Below are 24,679 nucleotides of genomic sequence, written 5' to 3'. Positions count from 1 at the left end.
GCCAGCTTGGCCGCCGCTTCATGCCGGCGCACTGGTACATTTCGACGAGGTTTTGAGGAAGATGCTGAAGAGAGTGGCTCCCGCGCTGGTCGCGCTCGCACTGCTTTCGGGCTGCACGACGGACGGGCTCGGCCCCAAGCAGGGCCTCGGAACGCTGGGCGGCGCCGCGGCCGGCGGGCTGCTCGGCTCGACCATCGGCGGCGGCACCGGCAAGCTGGTCGCGGTCGGCGCCGGCACCCTGCTGGGCGCCTTCCTCGGCAGCGAGATCGGCTCCTCGCTCGACCGGGCCGACCAGGTTTACGCCGGCCGGGCGGTTCAGCAGGCTTACGAGGCCCCGATCGGCGAAGAGATCGTCTGGAGCAATCCCAAGAGCGGCAACTCCGGCGTCATCGTGCCGACGCGAGAGGGCCGCCAGCCCGGCACCAACGCCTATTGCCGAGAATACCAGCAAACGGTTACTGTCGGGGGCAGAACCCAACAGGCCTTTGGTCAGGCTTGCCAGCAACCGGACGGCACCTGGAAGATCGTGAGCTGAACGCCACCGATCGGCCATCCAGCCCGAGGCACTGACCAGGCGCCCGCCGCCGTACCGGCCGGCGGGCGTCCGCCGTAGTGCCGACCCTTTTTTACAGGATACGCTATCTCGTGGCCGTGATGCGCGACCCTTATCAGGTTCTGGGATTGACCAAGTCGGCCTCCGCCGAAGAGATCAAGCAGGCTTACCGGCGCCTCGCCAAGCAGTTCCACCCCGATCTCAACCCGGGCAGGCCCGATATCGAGCAGCGCTTCAAGGATGTTTCCGGCGCTTACAACCTTCTGTCCGACGCGGAGAAGCGCGCCAGGTTCGACCGCGGCGAGATCGACGCCAACGGCAACGAGCGCCCGCTGCACCGCGCCTATGCCGGTGGCGGACGCGGCGGAGCCGACTTCGGCGGATTCGACGCCGACGACATCTTCTCCGACCTGTTCGGCGCCGGGCGCCGGCGGGGCGGCGCCGGCCACGGCGGCTTCAAGTCGCGGGGCACCGATATCGCCTATTCCGTCACCGTCCCCTTCACCGAGGCGGCGCTGGGGACCAAGCGGCGGATCAACCTGTCGACCGGCAAGAGCATCGACGTGGCGATCCCGCCGGGGACCGAGGATCAGCAGAAGCTGCGGCTCAAGGGCCAGGGGATGAACGGGATCGGCGGCGGCCCGGCCGGCGACGCGATCGTCGAGGTCCATGTCGAGGCGCACCCCTTCTTCGTGCGCAAGGACGGGGACATCCATCTGGAACTGCCGATCAGCCTGCCCGAGGCGGTGCTGGGCGCCACCATCAAGGTGCCGACCCTGGACGGGCATGTCGCCGTTAAGGTGCCGCGCGGCTCAAACACCGGCGGAACACTGCGGCTGAAGGGCAAGGGGATCGTCGATCCGAAGACCGGACTGGCCGGCGACCAATATGTCAAGCTGAAGGTCGTGCTGCCCGAACCGCCTGACAGCGAACTGGCCAGCTTCCTGGAACGCTGGTCCAAGGACCGCAGCTACGACGTCCGCAAGAAACTCGGCCTGGGGTGATTCCCCCGGGCGCCCGGGACCGGGCTACTCGATCACCCGGATCGACGGCCTGCTCGGCAAGCCCGGTTCCTGTTCGCGGACCGGGCGCGGGTTGCGTGAGCGCGGCGCCTGCTGGCTGAGAGAGGGATCGGGCAAGGCGGTGCCGGTGTCGATCAGCTCCCGCAGGCGGCGTTCGGCGCGCTCCACGGTGCTGAAGATCCGGGTCTCGCCGGCGTCGATCGCGGCAAGCAGTGCCCGCAGCATCTGGCGCATGCGTTCGTTCTCGGCCTCGAGCTTGGATGCGGCGGAGCGGGCGACGCGAAGCTCCTGCGCTTGGCGCTCCACCACCGCGGCGAGGGTCTCGATCTGGGTGATCAGTCCGCTGTTGCCGGGCCGGTCCCGCCCGGCGCCCTCGAGGCGAGCCAGGGTGTTGTTGAACTCGTCGAACAGGGCGTCGTCGCCGCCGCGCTGGTACTCCGCCGGGCGCCGCACCCCGGAAGTTCCACCATCCAGATCAACCCCGCGAGGGCGGATTTCGAAACTGCCAGACACCTTGTTCTCCAATACCCGTGCGGCGGAGCCTCCGCCTGTTCGAGACAATTTTAGGCCCGCTTAGTCAATAAGCGGTTAAACACAGGGCTTTTCGGCGTCTCGTTCCCGCCGCATTTTCCATCGAGGCTTTACCGGCCGACAGGCTTGACGCTGGCGCGGCGAACCGCGCTTACTCTGGTCAACAGCAAATCAAATCAAGGAACGGGTCGGGCAGAGATCATGATTTACGCAACGGCAAGCACCTGGGCACAGGATATCAAGCAGCGGTTGAGGAACACTCCCTTCAATATCGGCCCGGCGGCGGACCTGATCGGCCTGGGAGGTTTCGCCTGCTTCGCGGCGGCCGGACTGATGCTGTGGATGGATCAGACGCGTTCGGCTTTCGCGGCCCTGTCATCGGTCCTGATCTTCATGGTCGGGCTGATCATGTTCGGCACGTCGATCGTGCTGCGCGCCGGAATGCCGCAACAGGCCCGGCAGGTTTCGGCCGCCAAGCCGGGCGCGCTGTCGCACCATCCGGCGGAGTAGCGGCGGCGGATCGGTCAGGATCGCGGAAGCGGGGGCCGTGACGGGACGGCCCCACCCGGCCTTTCCCTCTCAGACCTCACGCTGGCCGGAGTTCGGCGTCGACGCGAAGACCGCGGCGATGAAGACGGCCACGATCACGCCGAAGAACGCGAGCGCCGCGATCGGCGTATGGAACACCACCAGCGCGACGGTCGCCAGGGAGAGAGCCAGTAATTTCCACATCCTAGTCTTGTCCAATCCCGTTATCGATAGTAGTAGAACCGCCCACCAGGGTGGGGTCCCTGATCTGGTCTGCAGATGGTGACTATTTCATGGCCTGCAGCAGGGACGATTATTAAATCTCTGTCATTAACCAGTCATTCACCGGCTGCTCGATATTTTTGCCTATCGCCAAGGAGCCGTTTTGAATGCCCGTCAGCAGTTATCTCCTGAACCCTTTGCGCAGCCTTGAACAGGTCCAGTCCGAACTGGGCCGCGACGCCTCGTCGATGTCGGACCCGCAGGAAACCGACCCGTCCGACGAGCGCGACCGGTATGAACCGGCAGCGCCTGCCGAACCGCGGTCCTGATCGCCGGCCGGCGCCCTCAGCCGTGCCGCGGCACCACGCCGTTGACGCAGTTGACCGGCTCCCCCGCCAGTGCCGCCATGACCGTCTCGGCCGACTTCCGGCGCAGGTCGACGATGCTGGACGGGCTGTAGAAGGCGGCGTGGGGGCTGAGCAGCAGGCGGCCGGCGATCCAGGGCTCCTGCGCCCTCCAGGCCCGCATCAGCGGATGGTCCGGTTCGGGCGGCTCGACCGGCAGGACGTCGAGCGCGGCCCCGGCCAGCCTGCCGTCCTTGAGGGCGCCGAACAGGGCGTCCAGGTCGACTACCGCGCCGCGCGCCGTATTCACCAGGATCTGGCCGGGCCGGGAAGCCGTCAGCGCCTCCGCCCCGATCATCCCGCGCGTCTCCCCGGTCAGGGGGCAGTGCAGGCTGACGATGTCGGAACGCGCCATCAGGTCGGCCAGGGAGCGGGTACGGCCGAAACCGAAGGACAGCTCGGCGCCGGAGGGCAGCGCCGGATCGTAGAACAGCACCTCCATGCCGAAGGCGCGGGCGCGCAGCGCCGCCGCCGTCCCGATCCGCCCCAGCCCGACGACTCCGAATGTCTGGCCGCGCATGCGGCGGACCAGGGGTGGCGTGTCGAACCGCCAAGCCCCCACCGGGTCGGCGCGGAGTTGGGCGTCATAGGCCGCGACGCCGCGGGTCAGGGTCATCATCATGGCGATGGCGTGGTCGGCAACGTCGGTCGTGCCGTAGTCCGGCACGTTGCAGACCGGGATGCCGCGCGCGGCGGCCGCCGTGACGTCGATGTTGTCGAAGCCGACCCCGGCCCGCACCATCACCCGGCAACGCTCCAGCCACTCCAGCCAGGGGCCGCGGTACTGGATGACATGGTAGCAGATCACGGCGTCGCAGGCGCGCCAGCTCGCCTCGGGCACGTCGGTCTCCCGCACGGCCCGATGGACGTCGAACGTGACCCCTGGGCCGGCGGCGGCCCGCTCGATCTCGGCATCGTCGAGGAACTGCGCGTCTGGAATGAGGATACGCATCCCGATCCCTCCTTCCCTCAGAACGGCCCGGCGCCGTTCGCCCCGACATAGACGCTGTAGAGCGATGTCGTGGCGGTGATGAAGAGCCGGTTCCGCTTCGGTCCGCCGAACGCCAGGTTGGAGACCACCTCCGGAACCAGCACCTTGCCGATCAGGTCGCCGTTGGGCGAGTAGCAATGGACCCCGTCGCCGGCGCTGGTCCAGACGTTGCCGTCGGTGTCAAGCCGGAAGCCGTCGGCCAGTCCCGGCTGGATGGTGGCGAAAACCTCCCCGCCGGACAGGGTGCCGGACTGCGACACGGCGAAGGCCCGGATATGGTGCGGGCCGTCCTTGCGGTGCGAAGCGCCGGTATCGGCGACGTAGAGGATCTGCTCGTCGGGGGAGAAGGCGATGCCGTTGGGCTTGTCGAAATCGTCCGCCGCCACCGTCACCTGCCCCGTCTCCGCGTCGATCCGGTAGACGTGGCAGCCGTCCTGCTCCATCTCGGACCGGTGGCCCTCGTAGTCGGTCAGGATGCCGTAGGGCGGGTCGGTGAACCAGACCGAGCCGTCCGACTTCACCACCACGTCGTTGGGCGAGTTCAGCCGGCGCCCCTGGTAGCTGTCGGCCAGCACGGTCACCGTGCCGTCATGCTCGGTCCGGGTGACCCGCCGCGCGCCGTGCTCGCAGGTGACCAGCCGGCCCTGCCGGTCGCGGGTATTGCCGTTGGAAAAGTTGGACGGGCTGCGGAAGACGCTGACGCCGCCGCCCTCGACCCAGCGCATGATCCGGTTGTTCGGGATGTCGCTCCACAGGAGCTGCCCGGCGTCGCCGAACCAGACCGGCCCTTCCGCCCAGCGCATCCCGGTGTGCAGGCGCTCCACGAAGACGTTGCCGAGCGCGTAGCGCTTGAAGCGCTCGTCGATGATTTCGAAAGCCCGATCCATGGCCTGATCCCCCCTAATGTCGGTTCCGATGTCGGTTTTTAGTTGTCATGGCGAACGATCCGCTGCCCCATGGGTCCCGTCAACCCTCGAAAAACGCAGGATATCCAGGAGGAACTGTCATGCCCCGCTTCGCCGCGGACAAACTGGTCGGCTACGCCGCCGCCCTGCTTCAGGCCGCCGGCCTGGCGCCCGCCCGCGCCCGGACCGTCGCCGAGATCCTGGTGGAAGGGGACCTTTTCGGCCACACCACCCACGGCCTGCAACTGCTGCCCGGTTACCTCAAGGAGATCGACTCCGGCGCCATGGCGGTGTCGGGCGATCCGGAAACCCTGGCCGACACCGGCCCCGCCGTCACCTGGGACGGCCGCCGCCTGCCCGGCCCCTGGCTGGTCGTCCAGGCGCTCGACCTCGCCAGCCAGCGGGCGGTGCAGTACGGCACGGCCACGGTGGTCATCCGCCGCAGCCACCATATCGCCTGCCTCGCCGCGTACCTGAAGCGCGCAACCGACCGGGGCCTCGCGATCATCCTGGCCAGCTCCGACCCGGCGGGCGCCAGCGTCACGCCGCACGGCGGCATCGGCCGGCTGATGACCCCGAACCCGCTGGCCGCGGGCTGGCCCACCACGGGCGCGCCGGTGCTGCTGGACGTCAGCATGTCGACCACCACCAACGGCCTGACCAACCGCTGCCACGCGGAGGGCAAGCCCCTGCCCCACCCCTGGCTGATCGACGGGCACGGCGAGCCGACCGCCGACGCCTCGGCCTATTTCGCCGATCCGCCCGGCGCGATCCTGCCGCTCGGCGGTCTCGATCTCGGGCACAAGGGCTACGCGCTGGGGCTGATGATCGAGATGATGACCTCCGCGCTGGGCGGCTACGGCCGGGCCGACGGCGCCACCGGCTGGGGCGCCTCGGTGTTCCTGCAGGTGTTCGACCCGGACGCGTTCGGCGGGCGCGACGCCTTCCTGCGCGAGACGGGCTGGCTGGCCGACAAGGCCCATTCGATCCCGCCGCGCCCCGGCGCTCCGCCGGTCCGCCTGCCCGGCGAGGGCGGGCTGAAGCGCCGCTCGGAGCAGCTGCGCAACGGCGTCGACCTCTACGCCGGCGTCGGCGAGGCGCTGGAGCCCTGGGCGGCCCGGTTCGGCGTCGAACCGCCGGAAGCGATGTCGAAGCCTTGACCAGGCGGGACTCCGCACGCCGACGGCAGGGTTCCATGGCGCGACCATAGTCCGGCCGTCGCCGAGGGTGAGCGTCGGCAATCCATGTCGGCGCTTCCACCCCGGCTGTCTCGCGTCACGTCGAATTCAGGCGACAAGCCTGCGCTTCAGCCTTTCGGCCATCCCCTCCGGATCGTCGTAGATCACGTCGATCATGGTCTGGGCGAATGCGTCCGGTTCGGTCCGGCGCTGCTCCCAGTTTTGCAGGGTCGAGCGCGGAATGTGGAGAAGCGCCGAGAAACTGTCCTGGCTCAGGGAAAGACGGGTCCTCGTCGCCTTGAGCTTGGCGGCATAATCCAGCGGCGCGGGATCGAGCCCGCTCCAGTCGGGATTGTCGTCGTTCGGCAGAGTGTCAGCCATATTTCCTGATCTCCCGGTCATTCGCCTTGCGAACGGAGACTATCCGAACCGTATCTTCGCGGACGGTATAGACGCACACATGCAGCCGGCCCTCGACATAGCCAAAACATACGCGTCGCTCTTCGCCGTAGGCGAATCGGGTATCGGAAAATTCGAAGACCCGACCGGCCATGACCCGCTTTCCAGACGCCAGCGACAGGTGATGATCCCACCATACGCTGTTAGCGCACTTGCATCAATCTCGCAGGGCACGAGGCCGGTGCCGCTGCCCTGCCGGCCCCAAGAGCCATGAGAGAGACCGACCGCGCCGGACGATCACCCCGTCTTGATCCTGATCAATGAACAGGTCCGTCCATGGGGGGATGCTGCATGCGACAGGAAAGCCGGTCACGCCGATTCGTGACGGAACCAGAAGAGGGGGAGAAATTCCATGGCGCTCAAGAACCTGATGGTCGTCGTCGACACCAGCAAGCCTGCCGCCGCGCGGATCGACGCCGCGGCCATGCTGGCCGCGCGGCACGACGCCCACCTGACGGGCCTGTTCGTGTCGGCGCCGCCGGCGCTGCCGAGCTATGTCGCCGGCGAGCTGGGCGACAGCGTGATCGCCCTCCAGCGGCGCATGGCGCAGGAGATCGCCGACGAGGCCGCCGGCCTGTTCCGCCAGCGGGTCGAGCTGGCCGGCATCGGCTCCCGGGCGGAATGGCGGCCCTTGCGCGGCGATCCGACCGAAGTCGCCGGGATCGTCGGCCGCTATGCCGACCTGGTGATCCTGGGCCAGATCGACCCCGACCGGAACCGCGACGTCCCGCCGGTCCATCCGGAGGACGTCCTGTTCGACTGCGGCCGGCCGGTGCTGATGGTGCCCTATGCAGGCAGGTTCCCGACCATCGGCGAGCAGGTGGTGGTCGGCTGGAACGCCAGCCGCGAGGCGGCGCGCGCGGTCAACGACGCCCTGCCGTTCCTGGAGACCGCGAAGAAGGTCAGCGTCCTAGCGGTCAACCCGAAGACCGGCATCAACGGGCTGGGCGACGAGCCCGGCGCCGACATCAGCCTGCACCTGGCGCGCCACGGCGTGCCGGTCACGGCGGACCACGTCAATGCCCGCGGGATGGATCCCGGCGACATGATCCTGAATTATGCGACCGACATGTCGGCCGACCTGCTGGTCATGGGAGCCTACGGCCGGTCGCGGCTGCGCGAACTGGTGTTGGGCGGCGTCACGCGTCATATTATGCAGCACATGACCATACCGGTGCTGTTCTCCCACTGAGCGGCGCCGGTTCCGCACCGGCGCATTTCGGATTGGGACAACGATGATTCTGGTTTTCGGCTCGCTCAACATGGACCTCGTCATGACGGTCCCCTCGCTTCCGAAACCAGGAGAGACGGTCCTTTGCCCCGCGTACCAGCTGAAACCGGGGGGCAAGGGCAATAACCAGGCGATCGCGGCGGCCCGCGCCGGTGCCGCGGTCGCCATGGCCGGCTGTATCGGCCCCGACGCCTTCGGCTCGACGCTGGTCGAGAACTTGGTGCGCGACGGGGTCGACACGTCTGGCATCCAGGTGGCGGAGACGGCGACCGGCTGCGCCATGATCTGCGTCGACGGCGACGGCGAGAACTTCATCTCGGTCGCCAGCGGCGCCAACCTGTCGGCGTCGGCCGACAGCATCCCCGACGACAGGCTCGGCGCCGGCACCACCGTGCTGATGCAGATGGAGGTCCCGGCGGAGCAGAACTGGGCGCTGATCCGGCGTGCCCATGCGCTGGGCGCCCGTACGGTCCTGAACGTCGCGCCGGCCGCCGACGTCCCGCCGGACATCCTCAAGCTGATCGACATCCTGGTGGTCAACGAGATCGAGGCCGCCGAGATCGCCGAGCGCCTGGAGCTTTCCGCCAGTTCGGCGACCGGACTCGCCCGCGACCTCGCCCGCACCTGCGGCGTCACCTGCGTCGTGACCCTGGGCGGCGCCGGCGCGCTGATGGCCGAATCGGGCGGCGCGCTGTGGACGGCGGCGCCGCTGAAGATACACCCGGTCGACACCACCGGTGCGGGCGACGCCTTCTGCGGCATCCTCACGGCGGCGCTCGACGGCGGCGCCAGCCCGGACGAGGCGCTGCACCGGGCCAGCGTCGGCGCCTCGATCGCCTGCCTGGGCCTGGGCGCGCAGGAGAGCCTGCCGACCGCCGAGGCGATCGACGCGCGGCTGGCGGAGGTTTCGGCGCCGCTGCGACTGTCCTGACCCGCTTCTCTCTGCTAACGTGCGGGTGCGGACTCCCTGATTCGAACCGAGACGATACATGCCGATCATCAATCGCATCGCCGATTTCCATGACGAGATGACCGCCTGGCGGCGCGATCTTCATGCCCATCCGGAGACCGCCTTCGAGGAATTCCGCACCTCCGGCATCGTCGCGGCGAAGCTGGAGGAATGGGGCATCGCGGTCCATCGGGGGCTGGGCGGCACCGGGGTCGTCGGCACGCTGACGGCGGGGAGCGCCGCCGGGTCGGACAGGGTGATAGCACTGCGCGCCGACATGGACGCGCTGAACATGCAGGAGCAGAACGACTTCCCGCATGCGTCCAGGGTCCCGGGGAAGATGCATGGCTGCGGCCATGACGGCCACACCACCATGCTGCTGGGGGCGGCACGGTACCTGGCGGAGACCCGCAACTTCGACGGCACGGTGCATTTCATCTTCCAGCCCGCGGAAGAGGGCAAGGGCGGCGCCCAGAAGATGGTGCAGGAGGGGCTGTTCGACCTGTTCCCGGCCCGGGAAGTCTACGGCATGCACAACTGGCCGGAGATGCCGGCCGGCTCGATCGCGGTCCGCACCGGGCCGATCATGGCCGCGGCCGACCAGTTCGACATCCGGGTGCGCGGCCACGGCGCGCACGGCGCCATGCCCCACCACGGCGTCGACCCGGTGGTGGTCGCCGCCCACATCGTCACGGCGCTGCAGAGCCTGGTCAGCCGCAACACCGACCCGCTGCGCTCGGCCGTGGTCAGCGTGACCCAGATCCACGGCGGCGCCGCGTACAACGTGATCCCGGCGGAGGTGGTCCTGAGCGGCACCGTCAGGACCTTCGAGCCTGCGGTGCAGGACAGCGTGGAGGCCGGCCTGAAGCGCGTCGCGACGGCCACGGCGGAAGCCTTCGGCGCGGCGGCGGAGGTCGATTACCGGCGGAACTACCCGGCCACGGTCAATACCGCCGCCGAGACCGATTTCGCCGCCCGCGTCGCGGCCCAGGTGGTCGGCGAGGCCCAGGTGATCCATGATCCCGCGCCCAGCATGGGGGCGGAGGATTTCGCCTTCATGCTGAAGGAGCGGCCCGGCTCCTATGTCTGGATCGGCCAGGCGGGCGGACCCAGCGCCTGCATGGTCCACAACCCGCGCTACGACTTCAACGACGAGATCCTGCCGGTCGGCGCCAGCTACTGGGCCAAACTGGTCGAATCAGCGCTGCCGCGGGCTGCCTGACCGATGCGCAGGATCCTTCTGGCGGCCCTCGGCGCCGCCCTGATGTCCGCCACCGGCTGCACCACGGCGATGAACCTGCTGGCCGGCGAACCCCTCTCCAACCCGGAGGGCGCCCTGACCGCCCAGACACCCGGCATCGACGGCCAGTTCGAGTGGAGCGGCACCCAGGCGTCCGTGCAGGGCCGCACCACGATCGTCGCCCGCACCCAGGAGCAGTGGGAAAACCTCTGGCAGCTCACCGGCACCCCGGCGCCGGGTCCGCTCCCCCGGGGCTGGATGGGAATCGGCGTCTTCCTCGGCATGCGGCAGACGGCCGGCTACGGCGTGGCGATCGAGAACATCGCCGAACAGGTGACGACCGACCGCCAGTTCATCGAACAGGGGCTGCCGAGCAGCCGTGAACTGGTGGTCTCCTACGGCGAGCGGGCGCCTGCGCCCGGGGCCATGACCGCCCAGGTGCTCACGTCGCCCTACGTCATCAGGATCATCCGCCGCGACGACTCGCAGGTCCGGTTCGTCCAGGCACGATAGGGGCAGCGGGGCCGGGAGTCGGCCGTCACTCCAGCGTGACGGTCGTGCCTTCGCGCGCCGCGAAGACGGGGGCCCAGGCGGACTGCGCCTCGGCCTCCAGCCCGGCCATGAAGGCGTCGTCATGGTCGGGCTCGTGGTGGAACAGGGCAAGGCGGCGAGCTCCCGCCTCCCGGCACAGCTTGACGCCCTCCACCCAGGTCGAATGGCCCCAGCCGGCCTTGCAGGCGAACTCCTGCTCCGTGTAGGTCGCGTCGTAGATCACGAGGTCGGCTCCCGCGATCAGGTCGAGGATGTTGCGGTCGGGTGCCCCCGGCACATGTTCGGTGTCGGTGACGTAGGCCAGCGAGCGGCCCTCGTGGTCGATCCTGTAGCCGCAGGCGCCGTCGGGGTGGTTGAGCGCGGCGGTTCGGACCCGGATGCCGCCGTCCAGCGTCAGGGTGTCGGCCGGGCTGAAATTCTCGAACGTCATGTCCGCCTTCATGGTGCGCATGGGCACCGGGAACAGCGGCGGCTCCATCTGGCTGGCCAGGATCGAGCGGATGTTCGGGCAGCCCTGGAAACGCGCCGCCATGATCCTGAAGGAGAAATCCTGGCTGTAGGCGGGATGGAAGAACGGGAAGCCCGCGATATGGTCCAGGTGGAAATGGCTGAGCAGGATGGTCGCCCGCCGCGTCGTCCGCTTCATCAGGTGCTTGCCCAGGCCGCGGAACCCGGTGCCGCAATCCAGGATGACGGTGTGGTCACCCACCGCCACCTCGACACAGCTCGTGTTCCCGCCGAACAGGACATGTGTCGGAGATGGACAGGGAATCGTGCCGCGCACCCCCCAGAAGGTCGCACTGAACGCCATGGCAAACCCGTACCGGAATCAAGACAAGAGCGCACCCTACCACCACGGGCGCACCGCCATAGTGACGCGGATCACAACTTTGGACAATCTTCCAAAAACGGGTTTGCGCTTTTTCAGCGTCCCGCCAGACCCCGGTATGTCAGTCCGCGGCGCGGGTGAGGTTCAGGGTCTCCTCAACCACCGCAGGATCGATGAAAAGGCCGGCGATGAAGCCGAAGACATAGAATGCCGCCCCTTCGTCCCAGCGCGTCAGGGTCGGGCCCCAGAGCGGCTGGCGCTGAATCGCCGCCACGGCGGCGCTGGTCATGGCATTGATGAACAGGAACCCGGCCAGCATCACCGGAAACAGGTGCGGCGGCCACAGCAGGGCGAGGACCAGGGACAACCCGCTCAGCAGCGCGAAGCGCATCATGCTGCGCGCGTTGGGGTCCACGGGTTCCGGGTCGCGGCGCCGGTTGGTATCAGAGTCGAACATGATCGTCATCCTCCGGCCGATGTCCAAAATTCGCTGCCTTGCAGATGGCCCCGCGCCGTATCGTTACAAGCCCGTCCGGGCCCACGCCGGGAACGGTCAGAAGCAGGCGATCAGGGCGCGCTTCAAGTCGTCCGGATTGACCGGCTTGTGCAGCAGCCGGCATTGGGCCTTCTGGGCCTCGATCAGCCGTTCGGGCGACGTGTCGCCTGTCATGACCAGGCCGGCGATCTCCGCGTGGTGGCCGCTCTGCCTCACCAGGTCGATCACCTCGGCCCCGGTGGCGCCGTTGGGCAGGCGGTAGTCGGTCAGCACGAGGTCGAGCGGGCTGTCCAGTTCGGCCAGCAACTCGGCCACCTCGTCCAGCCCGCCGGCGCGGATCACCCGCATGCCCCAGTCCTCCAGCAGCATCACCAGGGCGGTCAGGACGGCGTGGTCGTCGTCCACCACCAGGATCGCGCGGTCGGCCAGGATGCGGTCCTGCCACTGCTCGTGGCCGCGCCACAGCTTCTCCGGCGGCTTCACCGGCGCGTCGGCGATGGGCACCGTGACGGTGAAGATGGCGCCTTCGCCGACCTTGGAGCGCACGGCCACGGGATGGCCGAGCAGCCGCGCGGTCCGGGCGACCGTGCCCAGGCCCAGGCCGATCCCGCGGCTGCGGTCGCGGGCCGGATTGTCCAGCTGCAGGAAGTCCTGGAAGATCGCCTCGGTCTTGTCCTCCGGGATGCCCGGGCCGGTGTCGGCGACATGGATGTCGACCGTGGTCTCGTTCGGGATGCATTCGAGCAGGATGCAGCCGCGCATCGTGAACTTGACCGCGTTGGACAGCAGGTTGCGCAGGATCTGTTCGAGCAGGACCGGGTCGCTGGAGACCGCGACCTTGGCCGGCCGGACCTCGAACAACAGGCGGGCGGCGGTGGTCTGGCCCTCGAACTCGGCGGCGAGCCGCTCCAGCAGTTCGTCCAGGTTGAACGGCTGGACCACCGGCTTGACGATGCCGGCGTCGAGCCGGGCGGCGTCCAGCAGCCCGTTCAGCATGCCCTGGAGTCCCTTGACCGAGACGTCGATCATGCCGATCAGGTCGCGCGCGTCGGGAGGCAGCATCTTGTGGTTCAGCAGGTCGAGGAACAGCGACACGGCCTGGATCGGCTGGCGCAGGTCGTGGCTGACCGCGGCGAGGAAGCGGGTCTTGGCCGCGCTCGCCTCGGTCGCGGCGTCGCGGGCGCGGCGCAGCTCCTGTTCGGCCAGCCAGTCGACCGTGATGTCGCGGATGATCCCGACCATCCGCTGGGCGGTCCCGTCGGACCGGCGGATGACTTCGCCGACCGAGGCGATCCAGCAGATCCGGCCGTCGCGGTGGACGACCCGGAAGATGTGGTTCCAGTCCGCCCTGCCGGCGACCGCGTCCTCCAGCCCGCGGCGGAACGCCTCGATGTCGTCGGGATGGATCCGGCCGAAGAACGGATCGATATGGGACCCGACCTCGCCCGGCTGGAAGCCGAACAGGCGGTCGACCAGCACCGACCGGATCACCGATCCGGTCACCGGGTCGTATTCGAATTCCCCCAGGGCTGCCGCCTGGGTCGCCAGGCGCAGCCGGCGCTCGCCGTCGCGGACGGCCCGCTCCGCCCGGGCCCGCTCGACCGCCTCCCCGATCAGCTCGGCCACCCGCTCCGCCAGGTCGATCTCGTCCATGGTCCACTGGCGCGGGGTCCGCTCCTGCAGGGACAGGAGCGCCAGGAGGCGGGCCGACCGGGTCAGCGGAACCACCAGCATGGCCCGCGCGTCGATCCGCTCGAACGCGGCGATGCTCCCGGCGGTGCGCGCGTCGGCATGAACGTCGTCGATGACCAGGGTATGGCCGCGCTGGAGGGTCTCCAGCGCCCTGGCGCCGAAGTCGGCGAGCCGGATGTCGCCCGGTACCTCGGGCACGCCGTCCCGGTACTGGCGCAGGCCGGTCACGACGAGCCGGCCGGGGTCTATCTCGGCGAAGACCATGCGCGAGACGCCGAAATGCCGGCCCGCCAGGACGAGCCCCACCTCCATCATCTCGATCGGGTCGACCAGCAGGCGGACCGCCTCGTTGAGGTCGGCCATCAGGCGCTGGCGCGCCTCCTGCTGCTTGCGCGAGGTGATGTCGGTCTCGATGATGCCGAGGCCGTCCGGCGAGGGGTAGACATGGTATTCGAACCAGCGGCCGAGCCGGGGATGGAATGCCTCCGCGTGGACCGGGACCTGCTCGGTCTCCGCCCGGTGGGCGGCGGCCTGGAGCGGGCTGCCGACCGCTTCCGGGAACAGCTCCCAGAAGGAACGGCCGATCATGTCCTCGGGCGCCATGCCGCAGGCTTCGGCGGCCATCCGGTTGACCCGGGTGAAGCGCCAGGCATGGTCGACCGACATGAAGGCGTCGGTCAGGCTGGACAGGACGGTGTTCAGCGTCGAGCGCGCGGTCGCCGCCTCCACCGTGGAGGCGAGGGCGAGCGACGCGGCGGCCAGCAGGGCTTCCGCGGTCGCCTGCTGGTCCGGCGGAGCGGCCCCGTCGAGGAAGGCGGCGAGCCGGTGGTTCCCCCTGCCCAGGCGGTCGGTGACGACGGCGAGCAGGAGCTTGCCGGCCGGCGCGGCCGGGGAGGCCTCCGCGAGGCCCGCCGCGACGGCGCCGTCCTCGGCCGGAAAGCCCTGCGCGCCCGGTGCCACGCGGAACAGCGCGTCGAGCCGGCATCCCGGAGGGATCTCGACGCCGGCCCGGCCGGCGAGCCGCGCCAGCGCCGGGTTGGCGTGGATCACCGCCATCCGCCCGACGGGACCGCCGGACCGGGAGTCCGCCGCCGGCCCCGCCAGCAGGATCGGGATCGGCGCCCGGTCGAGGACCGCGCGGGCTTCGGGGGGAAGGAACTCGGGGGAGCGGACATCCTCCCGGCCGTCGCCGGTCCGATCCGCGTCGTCGCGGCGCCCGCTGGACGAACACCCCGGAGTCGTTTTTCCTGCGATGGTGTCTGCCATTCCCGAATGGACCCGAGGATCGAAGAGCGGATGCTCGCAATTGATAACAAGACTGATCTTCCAAGGCGACCGAATACAGGCTTGCGTCGCCCCAGGCAGTATCGCGGGAGGCATTTTCCCGCGTCAGGAGCTCACGGCATGGTGCGGCGCATCGCCGCCGCGCCGCCGAGCCCATCGGCCGACGGCGGGGCCGGGACGACGTCCTTCAGGTGGATGTCGGTCTTGTGGTCGAAGAGCTGGAGCAGAAGCTCCTCGATATCCCTGTCGCCCTTGCCGGCGCAGTCGTTGAAGACGCGCGCCACCGCCTTCCTCTGGAAATCGGCCCGGTGGGCCTCCTCCCCCCGGTAGCCGGTTTCCCGGACCACGGCCAGGGCCGAGCGGAACGGCGGCAGCAGGCTCAAGGGGATCCTGGACCGCTCGAAGGCGGCGCGCAGGCCGAGCTGGCCCTCGTCGAACACCAGCAGCCGGGCGTTCGCCATGCTGAGGTTGCAGCGGACGGCGACCCCGGCCACGAAGAGGTCCACGTCGCCGCAGCACAGCGAGCGGAACAGCAGCGACGGGCTGAGCCTGTTGTTGGCGTGCAGGTGCTTGACGAACAGCTCGACGTCCCGGAAGCGGCCGGCCATGGGCTTGAGCAGGAGCAGCGTCGCCGCCTCCCGGCCATGCTCGACCAGCCCGCCGAGCAGTCCGGCGGGAAGGTCGTGGCGCGCCGCCAGCTCGTCGCGGATCTCCTCCGAGACGTAGTGGATCAGCTTCTCGATCACGGTGATCGGCAGGTCGTCCCGCCCGGCCATGGATTCGCTGATCGTCTCGATCGCGCCGAAGCGGTCCAGGGTGCGGTGCAGGGTCGGCTCGGCCAGGATGGCGCCGGGATTGCGCACCAGCCGCTCGATGGCGGTGATGTTGGCGGTGTCCACGATGGCGTCGGACAGGCGGGCCGACACCTCGTCGCGGGCGGCGATCGCCACCTGCTTCTTGCTGTCGCGCTGCTGCACCACCTCGACCAGGAAGTCGTCCGGCAGCACCGTGGCGTGGCGCAGCACGGGGAAGGCCACCTCCGCGACGTCCTGGGCCAGGCGTTTCGCCAGATCGGCGTTCAGCAGCGGGCTGTTGTAGATCTGCCAGGCGACCGCCTCGCGGACCGCCATCTCCGCGTCGATCGCGAGACGCTGGAGGATCTGGCGGACCAGGTCCTGCTCCTTGTCGGAGAACCGCCCGGATTCGAAATCGGCGATCACCTTCGACATGGTTTCGATGCGGGCCTGCGGCGACCGATCCACCAGCAGACGCTTCACATCCTGTTCCGAAAGGCCTGATCCGGTCATCATTCCCTCCCGCCCGAAGGGACGGCCGCAGATACGAGACTTATTGTTTCATCTTTATGGAGTATCATTAGCACTAAAGGGTAGATGCCACAACATCGCCGCTGCCCCCTGCACGTCGTGCATATGCCTTCAGGCGCGCCTCACGGCGAGCCTGATCGCCGGTCCCATCGCGTCGGTCGAGGTCCGGCCCAGCTCGATCAACTCGTCGGAGCGGTCGAAGTCCAGGATGCCGATATGGCCCAGCCGGGGCGCGATCAGGACGTCGGGCGGTTCTCCCGCCAGCCGGGAGCGGGTGATGCGGTCCTGCATGATGTCGATCGAGCCGGCCAGGATCTCCAGCACGTTGGGGACGGGCTCGCGCGCCGCGGTCAGCTGGCTGGCGAGGAACCGGGTCTTGTCGCTGAGATGGCTGCCGATCCGGGTGTTCAGCAGGGCGGCCAGCACGGGGGGCTTCTCGGCGGGCGGCTTTTCCTCCGGGGAGCCTGAGCCCTTGGCCAGCCGTGGCAGGGTCGCGAGGTCGCCGTTGAGGTTGACCGCGATCACCACGTCGGCGCCCAGCGCCCGGCACAGCGATACGGGTACCGGGTTGACCAACGCGCCGTCGACGAGCCACTGGCCGTCGTGCAGGACGGCGGGGAACAGTCCCGGCATCGCGGCGGAGGCCCTGACCACGTCGAGCAGATGCCCTTCCCTCAGCCAGACCTCCCGGCCGGTCGCCAGGTCGGTCGCGACGGTCGCGAAGACCGTGGGCAGATGCTCGATCAGTACGTCGGTCCGGTCGTTGCGGAACTGCTCGAAGGCCTTGGTGATGGAGACGAGGCCGCCGCGGGAGAAGGTCACGTCCAGCAGCTTGAGCACGCCGAACAGGCCCATGGTGGAGGCCCATTCCTGGAGCGCGTCGAGCTGGCCGGTCAACCACGCGCCGCCGACCAGGGCACCGACCGAGGTGCCGCAGACGATGTCGGGCCTGATGCCCGAGGCTTCCAGCGAGCGGAGCACGCCGATATGCGCCCAGCCGCGCGCGGCTCCGCTGCCCAGTGCGAGACCGATCTTCAAGGCGATCCCCGATCCTGACGGCCCGTCCCGACGGGCCGTGCCCCTCCGGCGGGGGCTCGGGGAATTCTTGGACGATCCCGCGGCGGATTGGAAGAGCGGTGTCCGGGCCGGGATCAGGCCTTGATGGGATCAGGCCTTGATGTCGAGCAGCTTGCCGCCGCCGTTCGCCCCGCCCGAGGCCTGGGCCGAGTTCTGGACGAGTTCCTTGGTGCTTTCCAGCGCCTGGGTGACCACCTGGGCCTGGGTCTGCTGGCTCTTCTGCCCGATTTTCAGGCCGACGACGCCGAGGGGCGAAGGATATTGACCGACTTCCATGGTTCCGCTCCGCATTTTGCGTGATTGCGAAAACATGTTAACCCTTTAGATCGAACAGGTCAACGAAGATGGGCGACATTGTCGCGCCATATTCGGTACGATTCTTTTGCCTAAAGTTTTAACTTGTTGTCCACTAGCATCATACGAAAGTTATGGAACGGCTGGGTGCCGCCGGGCCGGCCGGTTCGATCCGGGCGGTTCCCAACGATTCAAGATCCGGAAAAGGGCCTCCTGCGTGTCTGAAAGTTCTCAAGCGATCGGGACAACCCGCGTCTACTACGAGCTGCACACCTATCACGGCAGCTACTGGATGTGCGCGAAGACCACGCAGGACCGCGAGGAGGCGGAGATCGGCGCGCGCAACGCGCAGGCGGACAAGGTCGGCATGGGCGCGCGGGTGGCACTCTGCACGGAATACGAGGATTACGGCCATGTCAGCCGGACCATCCTGCTCCGCGCGCTGTGGCGCGACGGCGCGGTCGATCCGTCCGCGCCGCTGATCATGCCCGTCCCGGGCGGCGACGGGATCTGCCGGACCCCCGCCGACCTGCGCGGGGACCGGGCTCGGGAGGCCATCGCCGCGGCCCTGCAGCGCTATCTGGACGACAACCGGCTGACCCCGCTGGAGCTTCTCCATTCCGAAGCCCACGCCCTGCGTCTCAACGACGCGGGCACCACCTTGCAGGGTGCCTTGCAGAAGGCCGCGATCGCCCAGGTCCAGGGGTCGGACGTGCCGGTCCAGCGCCGCTTCAAGGAGCTGCTGGCGCTGACCGACCAGTTGCTGAACGATCTCCGGGCCGACGCCAAGCGGGCTCCCGTCCGCGCCTGCGCCCCCGGCGGATACGGCGCCCAGTGCGCGGCGCTGGAGTCGAAGCATCCCGGCTCGGCCCAGTACCACATCTTCCGCGCCCTGGCGCTCTACCTGGCCGACGCCAAGGGCTGGATCGGCAAGCTCGACGCGCTGGGCCACCTGGTGGAGGAGGACCTGCCGGCGCGCCACGCCATGCCGCTGGACGCGATCATGGCGGAGATCGCCAACGCGACCAACGCCACCGCCGACCTGACCGGCCCGGACCATGCCGACCGGCTGACCCAGATCCGGGCGCTGCTGGACCTGCATGCCGGCCGCTACGAGCCGCCGTCGAACCGCGCCTCGGATGGCATCATGGCGCTGAACTGGCTGATCCGGCAGGGCCGCTGCCCGCGCACCCGCAGCACGATCGAGCGCCGGGTGATCCGGGAGCTGACCAACATCGCCCCGCTGAAGGCCGAGCGGGCGCTGTGGAACCAGGCGCAGACGCTCCACCTGCTGATGGAGCTGTTCAAGGCGACCCCGCCGCTGGCCGACGACATCGAGATGCTCGAGACGCTGGAGCAGCGGGCGCTGCGCCTGATCAACCCGGAAAGCGTGGCGGAGGCGATCGGCCAGTGCAAGCTGCCGTCGGAGAAGGTGCGGACGCTGGTGCGCATCGTCGACCTGATGCCCTATGTCGCCAGTAAGGCGAAGATGACGGAGTTCGTCCGCGCCGCCTGGTCGCCCGAGGACCTGATCCGCGAGAGCGGCGGCAAGGACCGGCCCGCCGCCCTGCCCGTCCTGGTCGGCATGCACCGCGACGTGGCCGGCGCGGAGATGGACGAGGACACCAAGTCCAAACTGCTGGCCGACCTGGACAACACGATGCTGGACATCGTCCGCCTGGACGTGCTGAACGCGCCCAACCGCAGCTTCACCGACAGGATCCTTCAGCTGATGAAGCTGTGCGCCGGTTCCCCCCTGCCCGAGGGGAAGGCTCGCGCCTGCGCGGTGGAGGCGGTCGGCCGCGCGGTCAACAGCCCGGAGTTCCTGGAGCCGTTCCTGAAGCGGTTCAAGGCGGAGGCCGAGCGCAAGCAGGCGCTGCTGTCGCTGCGCAGCCTGCTGAAGTCGTCGGGGCTGGCAGGGCGGTAGGTCGGGGCGGGTTCCCCGGGCCTCACCGGAAATTCCGGCCGTCGGGGAAGACCCTGGTCACCTCCGGCCCCTTTTCCGGCGGGGGCCGCCTGACCTCGTCGGCGCGGGCGATGGCGCCGGCGAATCCGGGGGCGTCGACAAGACCGGGGGCGGTGCCGTCGGTCAGCTCGCGCAGGCGCGCGCTCTGGTCGGACAGGTGGTCGACCAGCAGGTGGATCACCCCGTCGTGGCGCTCGACCCGGCCGGTGGCGGCGATCAGCCGGGCGGTCAGGACGATCCGGCGGAACCGCTCGAACACGGGCGGCACGACGATCAGGTTGGCGACGCCGTGCTCGTCTTCCAGCGTGATGAAGACCACCCCGGCGGCGCTGCCCGGCCGCTGGCGCACCAGCACCAGTCCGGCGACGGTCAGCCGCGTGTTGTGCCGCGCCTCGTCGAGGCGGCTCGAAGGGGCGACGCCGGCCTGTTCCAGTCCCGGCCGCAACAGGTGGAGCGGGTGGCACTTCAGCGACAGGGACAGGCTGGCATAGTCCTCGACCACGTGTTCGCCCAGCGCCATGTCGGGCAGCGTCACCTCTGGCTCCGGCGCCGCCGGCCCGTCGAGCCGGGCGAACAGCGGCAGCGGCTCCGGCCCCAGCGCCTGCACGGCCCACAGGGCCGCCCGCCGGTCCAGGCCGAGCGACCGCCAGGCGTCGGCCTGGGCGAGCAGTTCCAGCGCCGGCGCCGACAGCCGGGCGCGGCGCCGGACATCGTGGGGATCGCGGAACGGCGCCTCGAACCGCGCCGCGACCAGGGCCGCGGCGTCGGCCTGCCGGAAGCTCTTGATCTGCCGGAGCCCCAGGCGCAGGGCATGATACCCGGTGCCCGCCGGCTCCAGCGTGCAGTCCCAGTCGGACCGGTTGACGTCCGGCCCCAGCACGGTCACCCCGTGGTCGCGGGCGTCGCGCACGATCTGGGCCGGGGCGTAGAATCCCATGGGCTGGCTGTTGAGCAGGGCGCAGGCGAACACGTCGGGATGGTGGCACTTCATCCAGGCCGAGACATAGACCAGCAGCGCGAAGCTGGCGGCGTGGCTCTCGGGAAAGCCATAGGTGCCGAAGCCCTCGATCTGGCGGAAGCAGCGCTCGGCGAAGGCGCGGTCGTAGCCGCGCCCGACCATGCCCTCGATCATCTTGGCCTCGAAGGTGTGGATGAGGCCGACCTTGCGGAAGGTCGCCATGGCGCGGCGGAGCTGGTCGGCCTCCGATGGGGTGAAGCCCGCCGCGACGATGGCGATCTTCATCGCCTGCTCCTGGAACAGGGGCACGCCCAGGGTCTTCTCCAGCACCCGGCGCAACTCGTCCGAGGGGTATTCGACTTTCTCCTTGCCCTGGCGGCGGCGCAGATAGGGATGGACCATGTCGCCCTGGATCGGGCCGGGGCGGACGATCGCGACCTCGACCACCAGGTCGTAGAAGGTGCGGGGCTTGAGGCGCGGCAGCATGGACATCTGCGCCCGGCTCTCCACCTGGAACACCCCCAGGCTGTCGGCCTTGCACAGCATCTCGTACACGTCGGGATCCTCGGCCGGGACGGTGGCAAGCGCCAGGTCGATGCCGCGGTGGTCGCGCAGCAGGTCGAAGCCCTTGCGCAGGCAGGTCAGCATGCCGAGCGCCAGCACGTCCACCTTGAGGATGCCCAGGGCGTCGATGTCGTCCTTGTCCCACTCGATCGTGGTGCGGTCGGGCATGGCGGCGTTGACGATCGGGCACAGCTCCGACAGGGGACCGCGGGTAATCACGAAGCCGCCGACATGCTGGCCCAGGTGGCGGGGGAAGTTGATCAGCTCGCCGGAGAGGTCCAGCACCATGCGAAGCGTCGGGTCGGCCGGGTCCAGCCCGTGCTCCCTCGCGCGGTCCTCGTCGATGCCGTCCCGACCCCAGCCCCAGATCGAGCCGGCCAGCCGGGCGACCGTGTCCTCCGACAGGCCCAGCGCCTTGCCGACCTCGCGGATCGCGCCGCGCGCCCGGTAGCGGCTGACCGTGGCGGCGATGCCGGCGCGGTCGCGGCCGTACTTGGCGTAGATGTACTGGATCACCTCCTCGCGCCGCTCGTGCTCGAAATCCACGTCGATGTCGGGCGGCTCGTTGCGGGCGGCGGAGACGAACCGCTCGAACAGCAGGTCGGAGCGCGCCGGGTCCACCGCCGTGATGCCCAGGCAGTAGCACACCGCCGAGTTGGCCGCCGACCCCCTGCCCTGGCACAGGATCCCGCGCGAGCGGGCGTAGCGGACGATGTCGTGGACGGTCAGGAAATAGGGCGCGTAGCCCAGCTGCTCGATCAGCGGCAGCTCGTGGTCGATGGCGGCCCGGACCTTGGCCGGGATGCCACCGGGATGCAGGTCTGGCGGATAGCGCTCGGCGGCGCCGATCTCCGTCAGGCGGGCCAGCTCCTGCTGGGGGGTGCGGCCCCCGGTGGTGATCTCGTCGGGATATTCGTAGCGCAGCTCGTCCAGGGAGAAGGTGCAGGCCTCCGCGATCTCGACCGTGCGGGCGACGGCGTCGGGATGACGGCGGAACAGGCGGGCCATCTCCTCCGGCGCCTTCAGGTGGCGCTCGGCGTTGGCCGCCAGCAGGTAGCCGGCCTCGTGGACGGTGCGGTGCTCGCGGATGCAGGTCAGCACGTCCTGGAGCACCCGGCGGTGCGGCGCGTGGTAATGCACGTCGTTGGTGGCGACCAGCGGCACTCGGACGTCGGCCGCCAGCGACGCGAGCCGGGCGAGCCGCCTCGCGTCGTCGCCCCGGTAGAGATGGCTGGCGGCGAGGTGCAGGCGCCTGCGGAACAGCTCGCGATAGGCGCGCAGCGCGTCGGCGAAATCCGGCCCGGGATGGTCCGGCGCCAGGGCGATCAGGACCTGCCCCTCGGCATGGTCGTGCAGGTCGGCCCGGGTCAGGTGGCACTGCCCCTTGGGCGCCCGCAGCCGCCCGGCGGTGAGCAGCCGCGACAGCCTGCCATAGGCGGCGCGGTCGGTCGGCAGGCAGAGCAGGCTCGGCCCGTCGGTGAGGTCCAGCCGGCAGCCGACCACCAGCCGGATGCCGGCCCCCTTGGCCGCGACATGGGCGCGCACCACCCCGGCAAGGCTGTTGCGGTCGGTCACCGCGATGGCCGAATGGCCCAGCGCCGCGGCGGTCGTCGCCAGCTCCTCCGCGTGGGAGGCGCCGCGCAGGAAGCTGAAATTGGTCGAGACCTGGAGCTCGGCATAGACCGCCGCAGGGCTGGGCCGGGAAACCGGGGTCATGGAAAGAACCCGTGGAGATACCAGCGCGCCGCCCGGCCCGGCTGGTACAGGCCGGCGCGGTAGACCCAGAAGCGTTGGCCGTCCGCATCCTCGACCCGGTAATAGTCGCGCAGTTCGTCGAGCTGGCGCCACCATTCCGGCTCCAGCCGCTCCGGCCCCTCGGCATGGACGACCTTGTGCATCCCGTCCCGCCAGCGGAACGCCAGGGGCGGGTCGTCCGGGACGGGGGCGATCACGTCGATCGCCTCGGGCCGGGGCAGCAGGCGGAGCGGGCGGGCGCGGTCCGCCGGCCAGGGGGCAGCGGCATCCTTCGATCCGGGGGACGGGCCGGACAGCGCGGGGGCCGGCTCGACAGCGTTCTCCGGCCACCAGCTCTCGCGCGGCAGCAGGCGCCGGACCCGCGACAGGCCCAGGCGGCTGCCCAGCCGATCCACCAGATCCGCGACCTCCCCGGAGGCAGCAGAGGCAGGCCGGGAGTCGCCGACCGGCATCTCGATCTGCTCCGGGCCGAGCGGTTCTGCGGTGGCGGAAAGGATCATGATCTCGATGCCGGGGCCGGGCGCCACCCGGTCCAGCTTTTCGGCGAACAGGCGGGCCAGATGGGCGGGAGCCCGCACCGGCCGGCTGGTCCCGACGGTGGAGCGCTCGACCCGCCCGTCCACCCGGAAGAAGCGGAGCTCCAGCCGCCGGGCTCCCCTGCCCGCCCGCTCCAGCCCGGCGCACAGGTCGTCCAGCAGGCGCCGGGTGGCGTCCGCCAAGTTCTCCGGCGTGGAGATGGGCTCGGCGAAGGCGGCGCGCGCGACGTGGGGCGGGACCGGCCGGCGCGGCGAGATCGGCTCCGGCGACACGCCGAGCGCGAGGTCGAGCCGCCGGGTGACGACCACGCCGAATCGCGCGGTGATCGCGGCGCGCGGCATGCCGTAGAGGTCGCCGACCCGCCGCATGCCGACCCGGCGCAGCCCGGCCGCCGTCTCGGCCGGCAGGCGCAGCGCTTCCACCGGCAGCCCGGCCAGCGCCTGCCGCCCGCGTCCCGGCGGCACGGCAACGATCCGCTCCCCGCCGTGCCGCGCCACCGCCCAGGCGGCCCCCGCCGAATCGGCGACCGCCGCCCCGGCCTGATAGCCGAACCCTTTCAGCCGGCCGACCACGTCGCGGAGCAGCGCCGGCTCGCCGCCGAACAGGTGCGCGCAGCCCGATATGTCGAGGAAGATGCCGTCCGGCGCGTCCAGCCCGACCCAGGGCGTATAGCGCCCGCACCAGTCCGCCAGCCCGTCCAGCGCCTGGGCGTCGGCGGCGGGATCGGCATCGACGGGATGGACGGAGGGTTCCAGCGCGCGGGCGTCGGCCAGCGTCATGCCCGGCTGGATGCCGGCCGACTCGGCATGCCCGTTGACCGCCGCGACGATCATCCGCCCGTGGTCCCCGAGGATGGTGACGAGCGGCCGATCCCGCAATTCCGGCTTGCGGCGGGCCAGCCGGTCGGTTGCCAGGCCGGGAAGCCATAGGGAGAGAACCCGCCGCGCCATCGATACTCCACTCCGTCAGTCCTCTTGCCATGTGGCGCCATCACGCTCAGAACAAAACAAGAACACACTAGACGCGGAAGGAGGTCAAGGCGGTGGAGAAAATTTTACGCTCTTCAGGAGGGGGTATGTCCTGGATCGGTCCGCCCGGCGCCCTCTCGTTTGCCATGGCCGGGCCCTTCCCGCAGAA

The 24,679-nt window shown here is 69.8% G+C and carries 24 protein-coding genes; 10 read left to right on the top strand and 14 right to left on the bottom strand.

Annotated elements, in window-relative coordinates:
• Positions 1–61 precede the first annotated feature (61 nt).
• Both JL101_RS06995 and JL101_RS06990 read left to right on the top strand, forming a co-directional pair.
• Positions 62–535 (top strand): RT0821/Lpp0805 family surface protein, encoded by a 474-nt coding sequence (locus JL101_RS06995; protein WP_203101122.1) that lies wholly within the window; start codon positions 62–64, stop codon positions 533–535.
• Between the two features lie 77 nt (positions 536–612).
• Positions 613–1,557: a DnaJ C-terminal domain-containing protein gene (locus JL101_RS06990; protein ID WP_407697405.1), complete on the top strand. Its 945-nt coding sequence runs from the start codon at positions 613–615 to the stop codon at positions 1,555–1,557.
• Positions 1,558–1,581: 24 nt separating this feature from the next.
• Here the strand turns inward: JL101_RS06990 and JL101_RS06985 are convergent, their stop codons facing one another.
• A complete protein-coding gene (locus JL101_RS06985) occupies positions 1,582–2,028 on the bottom strand; it encodes a hypothetical protein (RefSeq protein WP_203101117.1) in 447 nt (148 codons plus the stop codon).
• Positions 2,029–2,232: 204 nt separating this feature from the next.
• Here JL101_RS06985 and JL101_RS06980 point away from each other — a divergent pair, with 204 nt between their 5' ends.
• Positions 2,233–2,616, top strand: coding sequence for a hypothetical protein (locus JL101_RS06980; RefSeq protein ID WP_203101116.1), 384 nt, complete (start codon positions 2,233–2,235; stop codon positions 2,614–2,616).
• Between the two features lie 69 nt (positions 2,617–2,685).
• On the opposite strand, the gene JL101_RS06975 is transcribed toward JL101_RS06980, so the two are convergent.
• Positions 2,686–2,838: a hypothetical protein gene (locus JL101_RS06975; RefSeq protein WP_203101115.1), complete on the bottom strand. Its 153-nt coding sequence runs from the start codon at positions 2,836–2,838 to the stop codon at positions 2,686–2,688.
• Positions 2,839–3,023: 185 nt separating this feature from the next.
• Here JL101_RS06975 and JL101_RS06970 point away from each other — a divergent pair, with 185 nt between their 5' ends.
• The gene (locus JL101_RS06970; protein ID WP_203101114.1) at positions 3,024–3,185 is read left to right on the top strand and encodes a hypothetical protein; all 162 of its coding nucleotides are present in this window, start codon (positions 3,024–3,026) and stop codon (positions 3,183–3,185) included.
• 16 nt (positions 3,186–3,201) lie between these two features.
• On the opposite strand, the gene JL101_RS06965 is transcribed toward JL101_RS06970, so the two are convergent.
• Positions 3,202–4,212, bottom strand: a complete 1,011-nt coding sequence (locus JL101_RS06965) for a C-terminal binding protein (protein WP_203101112.1) — start codon at positions 4,210–4,212, stop codon at positions 3,202–3,204.
• Between the two features lie 17 nt (positions 4,213–4,229).
• On the bottom strand, positions 4,230–5,138 hold the full coding sequence (locus JL101_RS06960; RefSeq protein WP_203101110.1) for an SMP-30/gluconolactonase/LRE family protein: 909 nt from the start codon (positions 5,136–5,138) through the stop codon (positions 4,230–4,232).
• A gap of 119 nt (positions 5,139–5,257) precedes the next feature.
• Between JL101_RS06960 and JL101_RS06955 the strand changes: the two genes are divergently transcribed.
• On the top strand, positions 5,258–6,316 hold the full coding sequence (locus JL101_RS06955; protein ID WP_203101108.1) for an Ldh family oxidoreductase: 1,059 nt from the start codon (positions 5,258–5,260) through the stop codon (positions 6,314–6,316).
• Positions 6,317–6,442: 126 nt separating this feature from the next.
• Here the strand turns inward: JL101_RS06955 and JL101_RS06950 are convergent, their stop codons facing one another.
• Together JL101_RS06950 and JL101_RS06945 are read right to left on the bottom strand one after the other, a co-directional pair.
• Positions 6,443–6,715, bottom strand: a complete 273-nt coding sequence (locus JL101_RS06950) for a helix-turn-helix domain-containing protein (RefSeq protein WP_203101106.1) — start codon at positions 6,713–6,715, stop codon at positions 6,443–6,445.
• A complete protein-coding gene (locus JL101_RS06945) occupies positions 6,708–6,887 on the bottom strand; it encodes a BrnT family toxin (protein WP_203101246.1) in 180 nt (59 codons plus the stop codon). The genes JL101_RS06950 and JL101_RS06945 overlap by 8 nt, the downstream gene beginning before the upstream one ends.
• Before the next feature lie 258 nt (positions 6,888–7,145).
• On the opposite strand from JL101_RS06945, the gene JL101_RS06940 reads away from it, so the two are divergent.
• From JL101_RS06940 to JL101_RS06925, 4 genes are read left to right on the top strand one after another with little or no spacing between them, the layout of a single operon-like run.
• On the top strand, positions 7,146–7,985 hold the full coding sequence (locus JL101_RS06940) for a universal stress protein (protein WP_203101105.1): 840 nt from the start codon (positions 7,146–7,148) through the stop codon (positions 7,983–7,985).
• Between the two features lie 43 nt (positions 7,986–8,028).
• On the top strand, positions 8,029–8,955 hold the full coding sequence (locus JL101_RS06935) for a ribokinase (protein WP_203101104.1): 927 nt from the start codon (positions 8,029–8,031) through the stop codon (positions 8,953–8,955).
• A gap of 58 nt (positions 8,956–9,013) precedes the next feature.
• The gene (locus tag JL101_RS06930) at positions 9,014–10,195 is read left to right on the top strand and encodes a M20 aminoacylase family protein (RefSeq protein ID WP_203101103.1); all 1,182 of its coding nucleotides are present in this window, start codon (positions 9,014–9,016) and stop codon (positions 10,193–10,195) included.
• Positions 10,196–10,198: 3 nt separating this feature from the next.
• The gene (locus JL101_RS06925) at positions 10,199–10,726 is read left to right on the top strand and encodes a protease complex subunit PrcB family protein (RefSeq protein WP_203101102.1); all 528 of its coding nucleotides are present in this window, start codon (positions 10,199–10,201) and stop codon (positions 10,724–10,726) included.
• A 25-nt stretch (positions 10,727–10,751) separates the two neighbouring features.
• On the opposite strand, the gene JL101_RS06920 is transcribed toward JL101_RS06925, so the two are convergent.
• From JL101_RS06920 to JL101_RS06895, 6 genes are all read right to left on the bottom strand, one after another.
• Entirely contained in the window at positions 10,752–11,576 is an 825-nt protein-coding gene (locus JL101_RS06920; RefSeq protein ID WP_203101101.1) for an MBL fold metallo-hydrolase, read from the bottom strand.
• A 139-nt stretch (positions 11,577–11,715) separates the two neighbouring features.
• Positions 11,716–12,051: a hypothetical protein gene (locus JL101_RS06915; protein WP_203101099.1), complete on the bottom strand. Its 336-nt coding sequence runs from the start codon at positions 12,049–12,051 to the stop codon at positions 11,716–11,718.
• Positions 12,052–12,147: 96 nt separating this feature from the next.
• Positions 12,148–15,048: an ATP-binding protein gene (locus JL101_RS06910; protein WP_203101097.1), complete on the bottom strand. Its 2,901-nt coding sequence runs from the start codon at positions 15,046–15,048 to the stop codon at positions 12,148–12,150.
• A gap of 131 nt (positions 15,049–15,179) precedes the next feature.
• Positions 15,180–16,343 (bottom strand): DUF2336 domain-containing protein, encoded by a 1,164-nt coding sequence (locus JL101_RS06905; RefSeq protein WP_203101095.1) that lies wholly within the window; start codon positions 16,341–16,343, stop codon positions 15,180–15,182.
• A gap of 159 nt (positions 16,344–16,502) precedes the next feature.
• On the bottom strand, positions 16,503–17,429 hold the full coding sequence (gene rssA / locus JL101_RS06900) for a patatin-like phospholipase RssA (protein WP_211111266.1): 927 nt from the start codon (positions 17,427–17,429) through the stop codon (positions 16,503–16,505).
• A gap of 129 nt (positions 17,430–17,558) precedes the next feature.
• Positions 17,559–17,744: a hypothetical protein gene (locus JL101_RS06895; RefSeq protein ID WP_203101094.1), complete on the bottom strand. Its 186-nt coding sequence runs from the start codon at positions 17,742–17,744 to the stop codon at positions 17,559–17,561.
• 235 nt (positions 17,745–17,979) lie between these two features.
• On the opposite strand from JL101_RS06895, the gene JL101_RS06890 reads away from it, so the two are divergent.
• Complete coding sequence (locus JL101_RS06890; RefSeq protein WP_203101092.1) at positions 17,980–19,689, top strand: hypothetical protein; 1,710 nt, start codon at positions 17,980–17,982, stop codon at positions 19,687–19,689.
• Positions 19,690–19,711: 22 nt separating this feature from the next.
• Here the strand turns inward: JL101_RS06890 and JL101_RS06885 are convergent, their stop codons facing one another.
• Positions 19,712–22,966 carry an error-prone DNA polymerase gene (locus tag JL101_RS06885; protein WP_203101090.1) on the bottom strand — a complete coding sequence of 1,085 codons (3,255 nt, stop codon included), beginning with the start codon at positions 22,964–22,966 and terminating at the stop codon, positions 19,712–19,714.
• Positions 22,963–24,492 carry a Y-family DNA polymerase gene (locus JL101_RS06880; RefSeq protein ID WP_203101088.1) on the bottom strand — a complete coding sequence of 510 codons (1,530 nt, stop codon included), beginning with the start codon at positions 24,490–24,492 and terminating at the stop codon, positions 22,963–22,965. The genes JL101_RS06885 and JL101_RS06880 overlap by 4 nt, the downstream gene beginning before the upstream one ends.
• Between the last annotated feature and the right edge of the window lie 187 nt (positions 24,493–24,679).

Source organism: Skermanella rosea, assembly GCF_016806835.2.
In the GTDB taxonomy this organism is placed as follows: domain Bacteria; phylum Pseudomonadota; class Alphaproteobacteria; order Azospirillales; family Azospirillaceae; genus Skermanella; species Skermanella rosea.
Note: the sequence above shows the minus strand (reverse complement) of the source record. Positions and strands in the feature narration are given on the sequence as shown.